General features: G+C 40.5%; 13 protein-coding genes and 1 pseudogene. 9 read left to right on the forward strand and 5 right to left on the reverse strand.

The features are described from left to right. Both HYG88_RS04790 and HYG88_RS04795 read right to left on the reverse strand, forming a co-directional pair. Positions 1-433: pseudogene (locus HYG88_RS04790) on the reverse strand (IS5-like element ISAba31 family transposase); the annotation flags it as partial. Between the two features lie 77 nt (positions 434-510). Beyond that, complete coding sequence (locus HYG88_RS04795) at positions 511-2,334, reverse strand: acyl-CoA dehydrogenase C-terminal domain-containing protein (RefSeq protein WP_005156376.1); 1,824 nt, start codon at positions 2,332-2,334, stop codon at positions 511-513. Positions 2,335-2,573: 239 nt separating this feature from the next. Here HYG88_RS04795 and HYG88_RS04800 point away from each other — a divergent pair, with 239 nt between their 5' ends. Then, entirely contained in the window at positions 2,574-4,898 is a 2,325-nt protein-coding gene (locus tag HYG88_RS04800) for a hypothetical protein (protein WP_178882667.1), read from the forward strand. Between the two features lie 66 nt (positions 4,899-4,964). Here the strand turns inward: HYG88_RS04800 and aroE are convergent, their stop codons facing one another. Then, entirely contained in the window at positions 4,965-5,753 is a 789-nt protein-coding gene (gene aroE, locus HYG88_RS04805; protein WP_005156365.1) for a shikimate dehydrogenase, read from the reverse strand. A gap of 133 nt (positions 5,754-5,886) precedes the next feature. Continuing rightward, positions 5,887-6,828, reverse strand: coding sequence for an oxygen-dependent coproporphyrinogen oxidase (hemF, locus tag HYG88_RS04810; RefSeq protein ID WP_005156355.1), 942 nt, complete (start codon positions 6,826-6,828; stop codon positions 5,887-5,889). Between the two features lie 232 nt (positions 6,829-7,060). Between hemF and hemN the strand changes: the two genes are divergently transcribed. Next, positions 7,061-8,431, forward strand: coding sequence for an oxygen-independent coproporphyrinogen III oxidase (gene hemN / locus HYG88_RS04815; RefSeq protein WP_005156354.1), 1,371 nt, complete (start codon positions 7,061-7,063; stop codon positions 8,429-8,431). A 54-nt stretch (positions 8,432-8,485) separates the two neighbouring features. Here hemN and ribA read toward each other — a convergent pair whose 3' ends face one another. Next, entirely contained in the window at positions 8,486-9,088 is a 603-nt protein-coding gene (gene ribA / locus HYG88_RS04820) for a GTP cyclohydrolase II (protein ID WP_178882668.1), read from the reverse strand. 305 nt (positions 9,089-9,393) lie between these two features. Here ribA and dxs point away from each other — a divergent pair, with 305 nt between their 5' ends. The 7 genes from dxs to HYG88_RS04855 all read left to right on the forward strand — a co-directional run bounded on the left by dxs (position 9,394) and on the right by HYG88_RS04855 (position 17,959). Continuing rightward, positions 9,394-11,289, forward strand: a complete 1,896-nt coding sequence (dxs, locus tag HYG88_RS04825; RefSeq protein WP_178882669.1) for a 1-deoxy-D-xylulose-5-phosphate synthase — start codon at positions 9,394-9,396, stop codon at positions 11,287-11,289. Between the two features lie 135 nt (positions 11,290-11,424). Beyond that, the gene (locus HYG88_RS04830; RefSeq protein ID WP_034602537.1) at positions 11,425-12,255 is read left to right on the forward strand and encodes an inositol monophosphatase family protein; all 831 of its coding nucleotides are present in this window, start codon (positions 11,425-11,427) and stop codon (positions 12,253-12,255) included. A 449-nt stretch (positions 12,256-12,704) separates the two neighbouring features. Next, positions 12,705-14,615, forward strand: a complete 1,911-nt coding sequence (locus HYG88_RS04835) for a DEAD/DEAH box helicase (RefSeq protein ID WP_178882670.1) — start codon at positions 12,705-12,707, stop codon at positions 14,613-14,615. Between the two features lie 420 nt (positions 14,616-15,035). Continuing rightward, entirely contained in the window at positions 15,036-15,854 is an 819-nt protein-coding gene (locus HYG88_RS04840) for an ABC transporter ATP-binding protein (protein ID WP_178882671.1), read from the forward strand. Further along, positions 15,851-16,630 carry a lipid asymmetry maintenance ABC transporter permease subunit MlaE gene (mlaE, locus tag HYG88_RS04845; RefSeq protein WP_004660307.1) on the forward strand — a complete coding sequence of 260 codons (780 nt, stop codon included), beginning with the start codon at positions 15,851-15,853 and terminating at the stop codon, positions 16,628-16,630. Before HYG88_RS04840 ends, mlaE begins: the two co-directional genes overlap by 4 nt. Next, on the forward strand, positions 16,630-17,307 hold the full coding sequence (locus HYG88_RS04850) for an outer membrane lipid asymmetry maintenance protein MlaD (protein WP_178882672.1): 678 nt from the start codon (positions 16,630-16,632) through the stop codon (positions 17,305-17,307). The genes mlaE and HYG88_RS04850 overlap by 1 nt, the downstream gene beginning before the upstream one ends. Before the next feature lie 19 nt (positions 17,308-17,326). Beyond that, positions 17,327-17,959, forward strand: coding sequence for a phospholipid-binding protein MlaC (locus tag HYG88_RS04855; RefSeq protein ID WP_005156334.1), 633 nt, complete (start codon positions 17,327-17,329; stop codon positions 17,957-17,959). Positions 17,960-17,961: the final 2 nt, after the last annotated feature.

Genomic DNA, 17,961 nt, shown 5'->3' on the forward strand with positions numbered 1-17,961 from the left:
CTTTAACATCATGTGTGGTTCCATCGGTAATCATGAAATCAATAGGATTGCCATGTGCATCAACAATCAAATGTATTTTTGAGGAGTTTCCTCCTACACTTTTAGAAATAGATTGATTCGCTATGCCAGCAGAATGTTGATGAGCACGTACATGAGAGCCATCAATAAAAATCCACTCCATATCGGGGCATGAGGCTAGTAATTTGAATAATCTAAGTAACTTACCGCTGCTTGACCAACGATTAAAACGTTTGAAAATAGAGTTTGAATGACCAAAACAACAAGGAATATCTCGCCACGGACAGCCTGTTCTAATTCTATAGAGAATAGCTTCAATAAAATTGCGTAAATTTGAGTTGTGGTGAATGGATAAATTACGCAGAATAACTTTCAACTTTTGCCAGTGTTGATCTGTCAGCATGGTACGAGGCATAGCGAATAGTAAAATTGGGTTCGGCGATTTGATTTTACTACTTCGCTATTTTTTTAAGCTAAAAGTGTCAACACACCCTAGTAATCGAAGCTGAAGTGTTCTGGAGCAAGAGAAGTCAAAGTACGTGAAGTCGTTACCATTGATTCTGCGTGACCTTGTGCACGTGGCAATAAACGGTCAAAATAGAAATCTGCAACTTTGATTTTTGCTTTATAGAATTCAGGCGTTTCAATGCCGTTACCAGCTTCTAGTTTTTCAGAAGCAATCACTGCTTGTTGAGCCCAGAAATAAGCCATCATCACATAACCAGAGAACATCAAGAAATCAGCAGAAGCAGAAGATACGATGTCACGGTCTTTGCGTGCTGCAAGCATGATGCGAACAGTTAATGTGTTCCATTGAGCGCAAACCTTAGTTAAGTCCCAAGCGAAGCGACGTAAATACTTGTTGCGAGCATGTGCAGCACAGAATTTTAAGATTTCAGCAGTATAGTCACGAACAACTTTACCTTTTGAGCTTAAAAGAACTTTACGACCTAATAAGTCAAGTGCTTGGACACCCGTTGTACCTTCATACAATGTTGAGATACGTGCATCACGTGCGATTTGTTCCATGCCCCATTCTTTGATGAAACCATGACCGCCATATACTTGGATACCATGGTTTGCAGCTTCCAAACCTAATTCAGTCAAGAAACCTTTAAGAATTGGAGTATAGAAACCAAGTTTGTCATCGGCAGCTTCATAAGCAGCTTGATCACCACTTGCCAATGCATCCGCCATCTTGTCTGCAAGTTTTGCAGCGTGGTAGATCATTGAACGACCGCCTTCTGCAACCGCTTTTTGAGTTAACAACATACGACGAACATCAGCATGGTGAATAATCGCATCAGCTACACGCTCAGGCTCTTTCTTACCAGAAAGGGCACGCATAGACATACGATCTTTCGCATAAGGTAATGCACCTTGGAAAGAAAGTTCAGCGTGAGCAATACCTTGAACCGCTGTACCGATACGTGCAGTGTTCATGAAGGTAAACATTGCATGTAAACCTTTGTTGATTTCACCGATGAGGTAACCAGTTGCATTGTCAAAGTTCAATACAGCAGTTGCTGAAGCACGGATACCCATTTTGTGTTCGATTGAACCACAAGATACGGTATTGCGCTCACCTACACCGCCGTCAGCAGTTGGGATAAACTTAGGCACGATAAATAAAGAAATACCACGGGTACCAGCAGGTGCATCTGGAAGACGTGCAAGTACGATGTGGATAATGTTTTCAGTTAAATCATGCTCACCCGCAGAGATGAAGATTTTAGTACCAGAGATTTTATAAGTACCATCAGCAGCAGGTTCAGCTTTAGTTTTAACTTGACCTAAGTCTGTACCACATTGAGGTTCCGTTAAGCACATTGTTCCTGACCAAGTACCTTCAACCAGTTTAGGCATATAAGTCGCTTTTTGCTCATCTGTACCAAACTGGATGATGGTGTTCATACAACCTGTACTTAAACCAGGGTACATGGTGAATGACCAGTTTGCAGTACCCATCATTTCAGACTTGATGAGGTTTAAAGACATTGGCAGGCCTTGACCACCAAATTCTTCTGGGTAAGAAAGACCTTGCCAGCCACCCATGACGAACTGGTCATAAGCTTCCTTGAAGCCTTTAGGTGTTGTGACTTCACCATTGTTAAAGGTACAGCCTTCTTCATCACCTGACTGGTTCAGTGGAGAAAGTACGTTTTCGCAGTAATCTGCCGCACCTTCAAGAATCATATCAACTGTATCTTTATCAGCATTCTGTCCACTTGCCAAAGTTTGGTAGTGTGCAGGATAATCAAACACTTCATTCATTAAGAAGCGAACATCACGGAGCGGGGCTTTATAAGCTGGCATAATCTTAATCCTGTATTTGAATCGTTTTGGATTATCTGTTTCGATACTTTGATTATTCACAATGGTGATAAAAATACATTGATAAACACTATGGAAAAGACTGTCAGAAAAGCGAATTAATCAGATGAGAGGGGCGTGAAAAAGTCAACTTTTCGCTGCTGTTTGAAACTCATTTTAAATATGAAAATGATTAAATTTACAGTTGTAAATATAATGATATAAGGGTATTTGGTAAAACTATGCGTTTAAAATATTTAACTTTATGTGTATTGGGGTTTAGTCTTTCTGCATGTTCCCAGCATGTCATTAAAACCAATTCAGGTTCTCAGAATTTAGAGCAAAAGGCAATTAATAGTCTGAATGCAATGTATGAATATCCGAGTTACGATTATCGTGGCAGATTTAAAGTTCATGTCGACCTAGATCAAAATAAATCAAACACCTCGTCAGAAAAGGCAACCTTAGATGCAGCACTCAAACAAAAAGTGAATCAATATTTACAAGAGCAAAAGGTTAATTTAAACAGCAAACAGAAGCAGGCACTTTATAATGCTTTGGCACAACAGCCCAAAAGTTCTGGTGGTTCTAAAGCTGATAAATTTGCTCGGATCATAGCCAATATATTGAATGATATGCAATTTGAATATGATGGTTCTGTGCATTATCGTCAGAAAATGGGGTCATTTAATCTGACAGCACGTTATGAAAAACCAACCTTGTTAGTTCAAGCAAAAGTGCCGATGGTTCTAGATTTAAATAATTATAAGTTTTATATCAATTACTTTGCTTTGATGCCGTATTTGGTGAACAAAGAAAATCAAAATAATTTAGCTTATTTGGATTTTTCAAAATATCAGGCAATGTTTAAGCAAGTGGATTACAAAAAATTTGCAGAGTATGTGAAAGCTTCAAGTGCTGTGTATTACCGTTTAGCTGATCAAAATAACATTCAAGCATTGTCTGTCTCCGCTGCTGATCGAAATTTAGGAGTAGTCGAAAAAATTCGCTTAAAAACATCGATTGAAGAATTAATTTTACAAGCGAATTTGTACAGCAAAGTGAATGAAAAATATTTAATGCAAAGCATTTTAAATATTAAAGAACAAAACTTAGAAAAGCTGATTGCTGATGAAACCAATGCTGTAAGCAAAACCAAGCCTGATGCAGCGGCATCCATATTAGCGAGTAAAGATTCCGCAGATGATGCAAGTGTCGTCAGTCAGCAATTATATCGTTTAGTGAATCAGCACTTTGGTGTTGAAGATGAAGCTGATCCAAAGGTATCCGATGCAGCGCAGCAAGCGATGGATGCTGCCAAAGCTGGGATAGTCACTGACGATTCAGAATCAGCTGATGCTGCCGCAGATGCAGCTTCTTCCTCGGAAGATGAGCAAGGTTTAACAGAGGCCCAATGTACAGCGCTTCAGAATGCTCAACAGGCTGCTTATGGAGATGCACAGTATTGTGAAAGTATTTACGATATTGATGTTTTTAATGCGAAAAAAGCCGAATCAGGTTTTCTATCTTATGTTGAAAAATTACAAAGCGTAGAAAAAGAATTTGCTGTATATGATGAAAATCAATTTGTTGATGATCAGGCATTTAAAGCGCTGTGGATCAAGCATCAGGCTGAGATTGAAAAAGCATTGCCTCCTCAAGACAAACGTAATCCATTTACCATGGATATTGGTTTAGATGCGCAAGGGCGAGCAGTTAAAATTGATTATGATTTGAATTATGCACTCCCTGAACTCAAGTCTCGTTTTAATCTTAAAGCAGATATGTTGATTTCCAATTATGGCCAAGCAACGCCAATTAATCAGGCTCAATTGAAACGAGCGAAAACATGGGCTGAAGCAAGTAAAGGCTCAATGTTGGAACAAGCAATCGGTAGTTTCTCAGAGAAATTGGGACAGACAGGCATTCAAGAGCGTTCAGCTGAACCTTATACGTTATCTTTAGAAGATCAACTCAAAATCATTGCAGAACAGCGATATGATGCTACACACAGTTATGAGCAAACATTTAAAGCAGTATTTATTGCCAAGCTGATAGAAAATAAAGCAGAAATTGCACAACGTTATACAAGTCAGGAATTGCAGGAAATCGCGGCTGTTTATGCCTATTGGTATGCCACAGATGACATCTATAACCCACAAGGTAAGGCGTTGAAGAGCATTGAAGCATTACAGAAGAAACATCATCTTGAGCAAGATGATCAGTTTGATGACAAGTTGGGACAAGCTGTTAATCGTATTGTAAATGATGCGATGCATGGTGATAAAGATCGTCAAGCTTGGAAAAATCTACAAGCTCAATATAAGCAGCCACAGCAGCTATTTGCTCAACAGTATCAAGTTCAATTTGAGCGCGCTAATGGAGTTTCGAGTGAGGAAAAACCACTATTAGCACAAACCGCAACGATTTTGGGACAAGTATATGTCGATGCTCGTAAAAATCAGTTGTCCGAAAAGAGCATTAAATCATTAAAGATTGAGCATAATGAATTTATTGATTATGAAATCTTTAAAGAAGTGTATTTGAAAATGCTAACGGCAAAATAATTGGCGATTACTTGAAAAGAACCTGCGCAATGCAGGTTCTTTTTTGCTTACTAATTTATAGATGGGTTATAAGAAATCTTTTAATTCAGGTTTGACCCCATTCCAAATAGAAAAAGCTTCAATTGCTTGACCCACCAACATACCAAAACCATCTGTTGATGGAACTTGACGCTCTTGAGCTTGATTCAAAAAGCTCGAAGGTTTGCCATAAGCCATTTCATAAGCATGGTGAAAAACCAAGCATTCAGGAAGCTGTAAAGTATCACCAGTTAAGCTAGCAGAAGTGGCATTGATGACAAAATCAAATTCACCAGCGAGTTGCTCCAAGCTGAGCGCTGAGAGTTGCGCCTGCGGCACGGCATCTTTTAAATCTGAGACCAATTGTTCAGCTCGAGCAAGTGTACGGTTGGCAATGACAATCTGTTTTGCGCCTGCCTGTACCAATGGATAGATCACACCACGGGTCGCACCGCCTGCCCCTAGAATTAAAATACGGCTATTTTCAAGATTCCAGCCCAGAGCCTGAATGGCGGCAACCAAACCTTGTCCATCAGTATTGTCACCATACAGTTTGCCATCCTGCATCCATAAGGTATTCACGGCTTTGGCAATCTTGGCGCGTTCAGTCAGTTGATCACATAAGGCAAAGGCCTGCTCTTTAAAAGGAACAGTCACATTCATACCCACACCACCTTGAACAAAGAAGTCTTTGGTGGTTTTTTCAAATCCATCCAGTGGTGCAAGAATTTTTTTATAGTTTAAATCAACTCCTGTTTTTGCTGCAAAAGCATGATGCAATTCTGGTGAGCGGGATTGTTCAATCGGATTCCCAATGACAGCAAATTGTTTGGTCATACTTTTATCCAAAGTTGAAAGAGGGGACAGAGGCTATTAAACATATTTGAATGCTTATGCTGAGACAATATACGATAATCTTTAGGTACAAAAAAAGCACCTAAATTCAGGTGCTTTGAATAATTACGGTCAATTATTTATTTAAACTCAACCAATCTCTAGGTTTTAGATAATAATCTGTTAAGCGTTTTTCTATTGAGTCGGCATCCCATTCAGGGCGATACGACCAACCCGCGAGATTAGGCAGGCTAACTAAAATCGACTCAATACGACCACCTGTTTGCAGGCCAAACAGGGTACCGCGATCGTAGACTAAATTATATTCAACATAGCGACCACGACGATACAATTGGAATTCACGTTGAGCTTCGGTATAAGGTTGTTCACGATGCTTTTCAAAAATAGGCAAGATTGCTTCTAAATAACCATTACCAACGGCTTGAATATATTTAAAGCAAGTTTCGAAGTCCCATTGGTTCAAATCATCAAAGAATAAACCACCTACACCACGTTGTTCATCACGATGTTTTAAGTAGAAATAATCATCACACCATTGTTTATGTTCAGCATAAACATGTTCGCCAAATGGTTGGCATAAGTCATAAGCGGTTTGATGCCAGTTTTGAATATCTTGATCATCTGGATAGAAAGGTGTGAGATCAAAGCCACCGCCAAACCACCAAACAGGGTCTTGACCCTCAGGTTCAGCAACAAATAAACGTACATTGGCATGTGAAGTTGGGATATTGGGATTTTTAGGATGAATCACTAAAGAAACGCCCAACGCTTGTGCTTTTGCACCTGCGATTTGAGGATGGCGTTCCGTTGCAGAAGCAGGAAGTTTACTGATGTTGATGTGGGAAAACATCACTCCGCCTTTTTCAATCACTTCACCATTTTGCAGAACTCGAGAGCGACCACCGCCACCTTCGGTTCGTTGCCAATCATCAATGATAAATTCAGCGGTGCCACCGCCTGCACGTTCCTGTTGTTCTAATCCTGCACAAATACGTGCTTGTAAGTCGAGTAAAAACTCGCGAACACGTTGAATATCAGCTGAAGTTGGATGCTGCATTTCAACCTTCTAATCATTAAAAAAGATGGAAGGATATGTACCATGAAATCATAAAAAAAATAAGCTGATTTTATGATTCAAACTGCAATTAGATAGTTGAACGACTTAAAGGATCTAATCGATTTCACAATAATTATTCCGACTAAAAGGGTTGGTTGATTTCTTGGGTTAAGCTCAGCAGAATGTATTGATAATGCTTGTTGTTGCAAGCTGAACATCAGATAGGCACGTTATGACTCAAGTTCATTCACTTATTCAAAAATACAATGTTGCAGGACCACGTTACACCAGTTATCCGACTGTTCCGTACTGGCAAGAACAAGATTTTAGTTTGGAAATGTGGAAGCAAACTTTAAAACGGGCATTTGATGAGACAAATACGAGTGAAGGGATTAGTTTATATATCCATTTGCCATTTTGTGAAAGCTTGTGCACTTTTTGTGGTTGTCATAAGCGTGTAACCAAGCGCCATGAAGTGGAACAACCTTATATTCAAGCCGTGTTAAAAGAATGGGAGTTGTACTGCCAGTTGCTTGTCGACAAACCGAGGATTAAAGAAATTCATTTGGGGGGAGGAACTCCGACATTTTTCTCTGTACAACACTTGATCGAGTTGATTAATGGGTTATTGGCAAATGCAGATGTATCCGATGAATATGAATTTAGTTTCGAAGGACATCCTAATAATACGACTCGAGAGCATTTACAAGCCCTATACGACCTAGGTTTTCGCCGAGTGAGTTATGGGGTGCAGGACTATAACGAAAAAGTTCAGAAAGCAATTCACCGTATTCAACCATTTGCTCATGTACAACAGGTTACAAATTGGGCACGTGAAATTGGCTATACCTCGATTTCACATGATTTGGTCTTTGGCTTACCATTTCAGAACTTGACTGATGTGTTACACACGATTGAACAAACGAATAGTCTAAAGCCAGATCGTTTGGCATTTTATAGCTATGCTCATGTACCTTGGATTAAAGGCAATGGACAGCGTGGTTTTAAAGATCAGGACGTACCTAAAGATGAGTTGAAACGCCAGTTATATGAAGAGGGAAAGAAAAAACTTTTAGCACAGGGTTATCATGAAATTGGTATGGATCACTTTGCTTTGGAACATGACAAAATGTATCAAGCTTTCCAACAAGAAAATCTGCATCGTAATTTCATGGGGTATACCTCATCAAAAACGCAAGTCATGATTGGCCTAGGTTTGTCTTCAATTAGTGATAGTTGGTACAGCTTTGCGCAAAATGAAAAAACACTAGAAGATTATTATGCACGTTTAGAGAAGAATGAGATTCCTGTATATCGTGGACATCTTTTAACAGAAGAGGATTTAGTCATTCGCCAACATATACTCAATTTAATGTGTCACTTTAGTACTTCATGGCAGAATGAAGCATTGTATTTTCCAGAGTTACCTGAAGTATTAGCACAACTAGAGGAAATGCAGAATGACGGTTTGTTAAAGATGACATCAAAGGATATCCAAGTAACCGAACAAGGCAAAGCATTCGTAAGAAATATTTGCATGGCATTTGATTTACATCTTCGCCGCAAAATACCCAATAACCGTATTTTTTCTATGACGATATAAAACAATCGCTTATTTTTTTCGAATTATCATGAGCTTGATTGAATCAAGGATGACTTAGAAGTCATCCTTCTGGTAAAGATGGTCCATACGCTCACGTTTGGTCTTTAAATATTGTTCATTAAATGGGTTGCGACCCACGGTCAGCGGTACACGCTCAACCACATTGATGTCTAAATCAGTTAGGGCTTTAAGTTTTAACGGGTTATTCGTAATTAACTTAACTTCTTTAATTTGTAGATGATCCAGCATAATGCTACACATATCATAACGACGTGCATCCGCAGGCAGGTTTAAAAGTAAATTGGCATCTACGGTATCGTGACCCTGATCCTGTAAAGCATAGGCGCGGATTTTATTCGTTAAACCAATCCCACGACCTTCTTGGCGTAGATATAAAATCACACCTTGACCTGCTTCATTAATCAAACGTTGAGTCGCTTGTAATTGAGGACCACAGTCACACTTTAATGAAGCGAAAGCATCACCTGTTAAGCATTCTGAATGAATACGGACTAAAACAGGTGCTGTTGGGGGAGTTTCTAAACCTTTAGAAAGCGCCACATGTTCTTCGCCTGTTTGAGGGTCTTGAAACACAGAAATATTGAAGTCACCAAAAGCAGTTGGTAGCTTTGATGTTGCAATAAATTCAATCGGCACAGAGAGCTCGCTATGTTAGTAAAAACTGTCAAAGTATAGCTTAATGTGTGAAGATTGAGTGAATTGGAAGTTCTGATTTTTCACATAAGTTTTTCTTTTTCATAGAAAGCACACAATAATGGTTGATAAACAGTGACATAATTCAGGATAATCTGTAAGTCAGTTGTTTAAGATTGGCTCGAGAATGTTCAGCACTACATCATTCGCACATGTGGCTGATTGAAGGTAGATCATATTTAATTGTATGATTGCCCCCATTTAACCCAGCTTCGGATTTGCCAGGCTTAAAAAGGCTTTGCCACATTATGTTGTATACCGAAATTCCAACTCAACGTCCTGTTACGCCATTGTTAGATGGAATTGATCATCCACAACAATTACGTCAGCTCGAGCAAAGCCAACTCGCACAAGTGGCGGATGAGTTGCGTCAATATATTTTGTATGCGGCAGGGCAAAGCGGTGGCCACTTTGGCGCAAATTTAGGTGTGATTGAACTGACAGTTGCTTTGCACTACTGTTTCAATACACCAGATGATCGTTTAGTTTGGGATGTGGGTCATCAAGCATATCCACATAAAGTACTGACGGGGCGTCGTGAGCGAATTACTACGATTCGTAGTAAAGATGGTTTAGCTGCTTTCCCTGCGCGTGAAGAATCTGAATTTGATACCTTTGGTGTAGGGCATTCGTCAACAGCAATTTCTGCAGGTCTAGGAATGTCGCTTGCGCGTCGTTATCAAAAAGATCCGTGTGATGTGGTTGCAATTGTTGGTGATGGTGCAATGACAGCAGGTATGGCATTTGAAGCCATGAATGATGCGGTTGCACATGATGCTGATCTGATCGTTGTTTTAAATGATAACGATATGTCGATTTCATGCAGTACTGGCGGTTTTGCTAAACACTTGGCTGCAATTTGGGAAACAGGTCAATTGGTAAATGTCGACGAACATGGTCAAGCCTATGTTCAGCCACATCCGAAGTGGACTTATAACTCACGGTTACATCAATCTGCAACAGATGCAGCGGATAACTTATTTAAAGCGATTGGTTTTGATTATTTTGGGCCATTTGATGGACATGATGTTGAACAACTCACACAAGTTTTTCATGCGCTAAAAAAACGTAAAGGCCCTCGTTTAGTTCATATTTATACCAAAAAGGGTAAAGGATTTGCGCCTGCTGAAGCAGACCCGATTACCTATCATGCGATTACTAAAATTGCACCTAAAGCATCTGCTCCTACAAAAAAATCACCGCCTAAATACTCAGACGTGTTTGGACAATGGTTATGTGATGAAGCAGTGCAAGATGATCGTTTACTCGCAATCACCCCAGCAATGTGTGAAGGTTCAGGAATGGTTCAGTTTGCAAAGCAATACCCTGAACGTTTCTTTGATGTTGCGATTGCTGAACAACATGCAGTGACTTTGGCAGCGGGTATGGCGTGTGAAGGTTTAAAACCAGTTGTTGCGATTTATTCAACTTTCTTGCAACGTGGTTATGATCAATTGATCCATGATGTTGCCTTGCAAAATCTGGATGTGACTTTCGGGATTGATCGTGCTGGTTTGGTCGGTGAAGATGGTCCGACCCATGCAGGTGCATATGATTATGCGTATATGCGTACTGTACCTAACATGGTGATCATGGCACCAAAAGATGAAAATGAATGTCGCCAGATGTTGCATACGGCATATCACTATAATGGACCAACTGCCGTACGTTATCCACGTGGTGTTGGTACAGGTGCTGAAATTCAACAGCAAATGACTGCTTTAGAAATTGGTAAAGCTGAAATCGTTGCGCAATTTAATCAGGACGCAGATCAGCAGATCAGTATCCTTGCTTTTGGTAGTCGTGTTGCAGCATCAGTTGAAGCAGCAGAATTATTTGCAAGTAAACATTGGGTTGCTGTACGTGTGGTCAACATGCGGTTTGTAAAACCATTAGATGAGCAGATACTTCGTGACTTAGCTGCTGACACAAAACTTTTTGTGACTGTAGAAGAACATGCGGTTATGGCGGGTGCGGGAAGTGCAGTAAATGAATTTTTAGCACGAGCTAAAATCATTAAGCCAATTTTAAATCTAGGTTTGCCAGATGCATTTTTACATCAAGCAACTCATCAGCAAATGCTCATTGACTGTGGCTTAGATGCCAAAGGTATTTTGCTTTCAATAGAACAAGCTTGGTTATAGGTCGCTAACGCTTTGTAAATTAGAAAATAATCTTTCGCAAACATTTTTTACCTAAAACCCCTTATATTTGATAGAATATGAGGGCTTTTATGCATTATTCTTTGTCAAAATCTTCAAATTTGTAGTGGGTGTTCAATGGAACCTATGGTGGTTATGGCTGCGCGTGCGGCTCAAACAGTTGGTCAAGAGCTTTTAAAGGCACATCAAAATCGTCATAAACTCGATTTACAAGTTGAAGAAAAAGGCATCGATGGTCCAGTAACGCGTGTTGACCGTTACATCGAACAGCTTACAATTGATACGCTTCGTAAAAGTTACAAAAACCATAGCTTCCTTGGTGAAGAGTTTGGTATGCAAGAAGGTAAAGGTCACGATGCAGATTGGTGCTGGGTGATTGATCCTTTAGATGGTACTCAAAACTTTATCAACGGTTTCCCTCATTTCTGTATTTCTATCGCGGTACAACATAAAGGCGTAACTCAGCACGGTGTGATCTATGATCCAGTGCGTGATGAATTATTCTCTGCAAGTCGTGGTCGTGGCGCAGTCATGAACCAACGCCGTATCCGTGTCAATGTTAAAGACTCTTTAGAAAGCACATTCCTTGCGGTAGGTCATCCTTATCGTGCGAAGCGTAATGGTGAAATCGTTTCTTATGCAGAACAACATTTCGCTTCTTTGTTGGCTGTAACTAAATCAGGCGCGCAAATCCGTCGTGGTGGCTCTGCTGCTTTGGATTTAGCTTATGTCGCTGCAGGTCGTTTTGATGGTTTCTTTGAGCTTGGTTTAAAACCGTGGGATATTGCTGCGGGTGAGTTGATTGTAAAAGAAGCGGGCGGTGTGGTTGTGGATGCTCGTGGTGGTAATGAATCATTTGATAATGGTCAAGTACTTGCTTGCTCATTGAAAATGTTAAAACCACTGATGCAAACAGTTGTTCCAGCTTGGGGCGATGCTGCAAAATAAATTTTAGATTAAAAAACCCTCAATAATTTGAGGGTTTTTAATTATGATCTGATAATAATGAAGGAGTTATTTTTATAATTTCATCTTCTTTAATCGGTCAGATAAAAATAATAAAGGTGATCCAGTAGAAAAACCTATTAAAAAGGGTGACTTTTAAAATTATTCTGCTATAATCCGCCCACGCACTTAAATTCCAGTTCATTACCTGAACATTCAGTTCTATTCATATTAGCGCACGCTGTCCATAGAGAGGACCATATCTTGCGCCCAAATCGCTTAGCGATTCTTCAGGTTGAGGCAGTAATCAAGCGTGCGTTTAGTCCACATCGTCGTTATTCGGATTGCCGCTGAACTTCATCTATTTTCAGCTTGAGTCGCTTTGCCGCTTTTTGCCGATGTCTATTTTTTGTATTTATTAAAATGGAGCACCCATTAGGGTGAAACTCTCTATGAGCAAAACTTTTGCCGAATTTTCTTTGCACGAAACCTTACAACAAGCCCTAGAAGGTTTAGGTTTTACAAGCCCAACTCCTGTGCAAGAACAAGCGATTCCAGCTGCGTTAGATGGAAAAGATTTATTAGTTTCAAGCCAGACAGGTTCTGGTAAAACTGCAGCATTTTTACTCCCTACATTAAATGCTTTGGCAGGTCAGGAAACTGTTGTGCCATTTAAAGAGCGCATGAAAGCTGTGACTCAACCAAGCATCTTGGTTTTATGTCCGACGCGTGAATTGGCTCAACAAGTAAGCCAAGATGCGATTGCATTTGTACGTCATATGAAAGGTGTTCGTATTGCTGCAATTATGGGTGGTATGCCTTTTGGTAAGCAAATTCAACAGCTTAAAGGCGCACAAGTGATTGTTGCAACACCAGGTCGTTTGCTTGACTTAGTAAATCGTCGCCAATTGAAACTTGATAAAGTTGAATCGTTAATCGTCGACGAAGCTGACCGTATGCTTGATCTAGGCTTCTCTGAAGATTTAGAAGCAATTGGCGAGTTAGCTGCAAACCGTAATCAAACATTAATGTTCTCTGCGACTTTTGCTGATCGTATTATTCGTCTTGCTGAACGTATGATGAATGATCCACAACGTATCGCAATTGAAACTGGTCACAGCACTAATACTGATGTAACTCAAACATTACATTGGACAGATGGCTTTGAGCACAAGAAAAAATTACTTACACACTGGTTGTCTGACGAGTCAGTAGATCAAGCTGTTGTCTTTGCAAGCACGCAAGAAGATACAGATATGCTTGCTGAAGAATTGGCTGAAGCAGGTCACTCAGTTGTTGCATTGCATGGTGCTATGCCACAAACTGTTCGTAACCGTCGTTTACGCAGCATCCGTGAAGGTCGTGCAAAAATCTTAGTTGCAACTGACGTAGCAGCACGTGGTTTAGACGTACCAACTATTTCTCACGTGATTAACTTCGGTTTACCGATGAAAAATGAAGACTATGTACACCGTATTGGTCGTACAGGTCGTGCGGGTCGTACTGGTCAAGCGATTACACTTGCGACTTATCGCGAGCGTGGCAAAATCCGTGCGTTAGAAGATTATTTAGATGCACGTTTAAATGTATCTGAAATTGAAGGTTTAGAGCCATCTCCACCTCCTGCTCGTTCAGGTCGTGATGGTGGCGGTCGCGGTCGTGATGGCGGTGGTCGTGGTCGTGGCGGCCGTGATGGCGGTCGTGGCGGTTTTGGTGGTGGTCGTCGTTTTGAAGGCGAGAGCAATTTCAAACGTCGTGAAGGCGGTGAAGATCGTCCACGTCGTAGCTTCGATGATAAACCACGTGGTGAGCGTCCATCATTCGGTGGTGAAGATCGCCCACGTCGCGAGTTTAACTCTGACCGTCCACGTCGTAATTTTGATGATAAACCACGTGGTGAACGTCCATCATTCGGTGGTGAAGACCGTCCACGTCGCGAGTTCAATTCAGATCGCCCACGTCGCGAAGGTGGTTTTGATGATCGTCCAAAACGTACATTTGGTGGTGAAGATCGCCCACGTCGCGAGTTCAATTCTGATCGCCCACGTCGTGAAGGTGGCTACAACGATAAACCACGTTTTGACTCGAATGATGACAACCGTGGTAATCGTGTAGATTATAAACCACGTCGTGAAGGAAGCTTCGGTGATCGTCCAAAACGTGATTTTGGTGATCGTCCAGCGCCTCAACGTGAAGGTGGCTTCGGTGACCGTCCAAAGCGTAGCTTTGGTGGTGAAGATCGTCCAAAACGTACATTCGGTGGTGAAGACCGTCCTAAGCGTAAATTTGGTGAAGATCGTCCAGTACGCGGTACACGTGAAGAAACTTTCGGTGGCGACCGTCGTCGTAAAAACGACTTCTAATCGTTAAAAAACGATAAAATGAAGAAGCCAGTTGAAAAACTGGCTTTTTTATTTAAGATTAGTCATGTAAAATTACAAAAATGTCTACTAATTCAAATTTTATAGAAGAAATGAATAAACTTAAACAAAATAAAAGTCTTTTAAGTCAAATATGGTCATTCATTTGTGGTGAAGGGCTGCCATGTCTATTCGTTATTTTAATGCTTTGTAATGGGTTATTTTTTGCATATGCACTTATTGCACGCAATCATACCGACTCTTTGAATGCAAGCTCACAACATGAGTTGAGCACAGAAGTTGATAAAAAGAACAATTACATAAATTAATAATCTTCATACGTAGCATATCAAAATAAAAACAAGCGCTTAATCTTTCAGTGTATAGTATGCGTGCATAAAAAGTGCAGGAATGAATGCCAGTATGAATAACAAATCTCCTCTCGAAACTGAAGCCCTAATTGAAGTTAAAAACTTGAGCTTTAACCGAGGGGAACGCGTCATTTATGATGATGTCAGTCTTAAAATTCGACGTGGTCAAATTACTGCAATTATGGGACCTTCAGGAACAGGTAAAACCACTTTGCTCCGTTTGATTGGTGGGCAGTTAATCCCTGATCATGGTGAAGTATTGCTCGATGGTAAGAATATTGCAGCCATGTCTCGTCCAGACTTGTTTGCTGCACGCGCACGTATGGGGATGTTATTCCAGAGTGGTGCGTTATTTACTGATATGTCAGTTTATGAAAATGTTGCATTTCCTATTCGTGCGCATACACAATTACCAGAACATTTGATTGCTGAGTTAGTCGCTTTAAAGTTGGAGTCGGTTGGGCTACGTGGTGCTGAACCCTTAATGCCATCTGAACTTTCAGGAGGTATGAATCGTCGTGTTGCCTTAGCGCGTGCGATTGCACTTGATCCAGAATTGATTATGTATGATGAGCCATTCGCTGGCCAAGATCCAATTGTTAAAGGTGTTCTAACACGATTGATTCGTTCTTTGCGTGAAGCTTTAGACTTAACAACAATTATTGTCTCACATGATGTCGCAGAGACATTATCGATTGCTGATTATATTTATGTGGTTGCTGAAGGCAAAATTCAGGGTGAAGGTTCACCTGAGCAGCTACAGGCACATGCTTCCCCATTTGTACGTCAATTTTTAACAGGCTCAGCTGAGGGTCCTGTTGAATATCAATTTACTCATCAAGCATATTTAGATAACGAGGTTCGTGCATGAATACGATTGCCTGGTTAGGTAGACTCGTTATTGAGCGAATAAAGGGGATAGGTGCAGCATCACTTATGCTCATCCAGATTTTATTTTCAGCGCCTTCAAAGGGTGGCTTTCAACGCTTTGTCTATCAAATGCATCGTGTCGGGGTCATGTCTCTGCTGATTATTGCTGTGTCAGGTTTGTTTATTGGCGCTGTCCTTGGCTTACAGATGTATAGCATTTTGGTCACTTTTGGTAGTGAAGCTATGTTAGGGACTGCGATTTCTTTAACTTTGTTACGTGAACTTGCTGCGGTTGTTGCTGCATTACTATTTGCAGGGCGCGCAGGCTCGGCTCTCACTGCCGAAATTGGTTCAATGAAACAGAGTGAACAATTGGCCAGTATGGAAATGATTGGCGTTGATCCACTTCGTCAAATTGTGGCTCCGCGTTTGTGGGCAGGTATTGTGAGTTTGCCGATGTTGACTGTGATTTTTGCAACGATCGGTATCATTGGTGGCAAGTTGGTTGGCGTAGATTTTTTAGGTGCTGATGAAGGTTCTTTCTGGGGTGGTATGCAAAGTACAGTTCAGTTTGGGCATGATATTTTTAATGGCACTATTATTAAAAGTATTGTTTTTGCGCTGATTTGTACATGGGTTGCGGTCTATCAAGGTTATGCTTGTGATCCAACACCAGAGGGTATCGCGACTTCGATGACCAGAACGGTCGTATATTCTTCACTTTGTGTATTAGGTTTTGATTTCGTGTTGACTGCGGTCATGTTCGGAGGGATTTAATGAAATCACGTACTAGTGAGCTGGCCGTAGGTATTTTTGTGATTATCTTCGGTATCGCTCTATTTTTTCTTGCGATGAAAGTTAGTGGTTTAGTGGGTACAAATCTACGTGATAGCTATAGCATGACAGCGCAGTTTGATAACGTAAATGGTTTAAAACCACGAGCAAAGGTGTCCATGAGTGGTGTGACCATTGGTCGTGTAGAATCTATTACGCTTGATCCACTAACACGTTTAGCAACAGTTAAGTTTGATTTGGATGGTAAATTAACCAGCTTTAATACTGAGCAATTAAAAGAAGTGCAGAAAAATGCCTTAGAAGAATTGCGTTATAGCTCAGATTATCAACAAGCTGATGCTGCGAAACAAAAAGCAATGGAACAGCAACTTATCAGTAACATGACCTCCATCACTAGTTTGGATGAGGATGCTTATATTATGGTTGCAACCAATGGCTTACTGGGTGAGAAGTATTTGAAAGTTGTACCAGGTGGTGGTGTGAATTACCTAAAGCGTGGTGATGTTGTTTCAAATACCCAAGGTACAATGGATTTAGAAGATTTGATCAGTAAGTTTATTACTGGTGGTGCTGGTAAAGCCACATCAAGCTCAACAACTTCAGAGAGTTCGGCATCGCAGCCAGCTGCTACTGAAGCAGAACCATCATTTGTTGAGTAATTCAGGTTAGGAGATTGAAGTGAATACATTATTGAAACAGACGTTAACAGCAAGTGTATTATCAACCATGCTTGCGAGTGCTGCATTTGCAGCACCAACAGAAACCCCACCTGATTTTGTTAAACGTGTGGCTGATGGTTTAATTACACGTCTAAAAGCAGATCATGCGAAATTACAAAGTAATCCTGCTTTAGTTAAATCGATTATTCGTCAAAACCTTGATCCGTATGTTGATTCACAAGCATTTACACGTATCGTATTAGGTACGTATGCAAACAATCAATATACAACTGCTGCGCAACGTGCTCAGTTTGAACAAAATTTCCGTGCGGTGATTATTGAAAACTATGGTGGTGCTTTCGCTAAATATACCAACCAAAGTTATACTATGCGTCCTTTTAAGTCGACCAATAGTAAGAATCCCGTTGTTACATTAGACTTCTTACATAATGGTGAGAAAATCCCTGTATCGTTCCAGTTGACAGATAAAGGCGACCAGTGGAAAGTCCGTAATATTAATGTGTCTGGTATTGATTTAGGCTTGCAATTCCGTAATCAGTTTGCTGCTACTGTTAAGCGCAATGGTGGTGATCTGAATAAAGCGATTGCAACCTTTAAGCCAGATGCAGATGCTGCTGTTAATAAAAAATAAGT

Origin of the sequence: Acinetobacter sp. SwsAc4, from assembly GCF_013391535.1 — a bacterium.
Taxonomy (GTDB): domain Bacteria; phylum Pseudomonadota; class Gammaproteobacteria; order Pseudomonadales; family Moraxellaceae; genus Acinetobacter.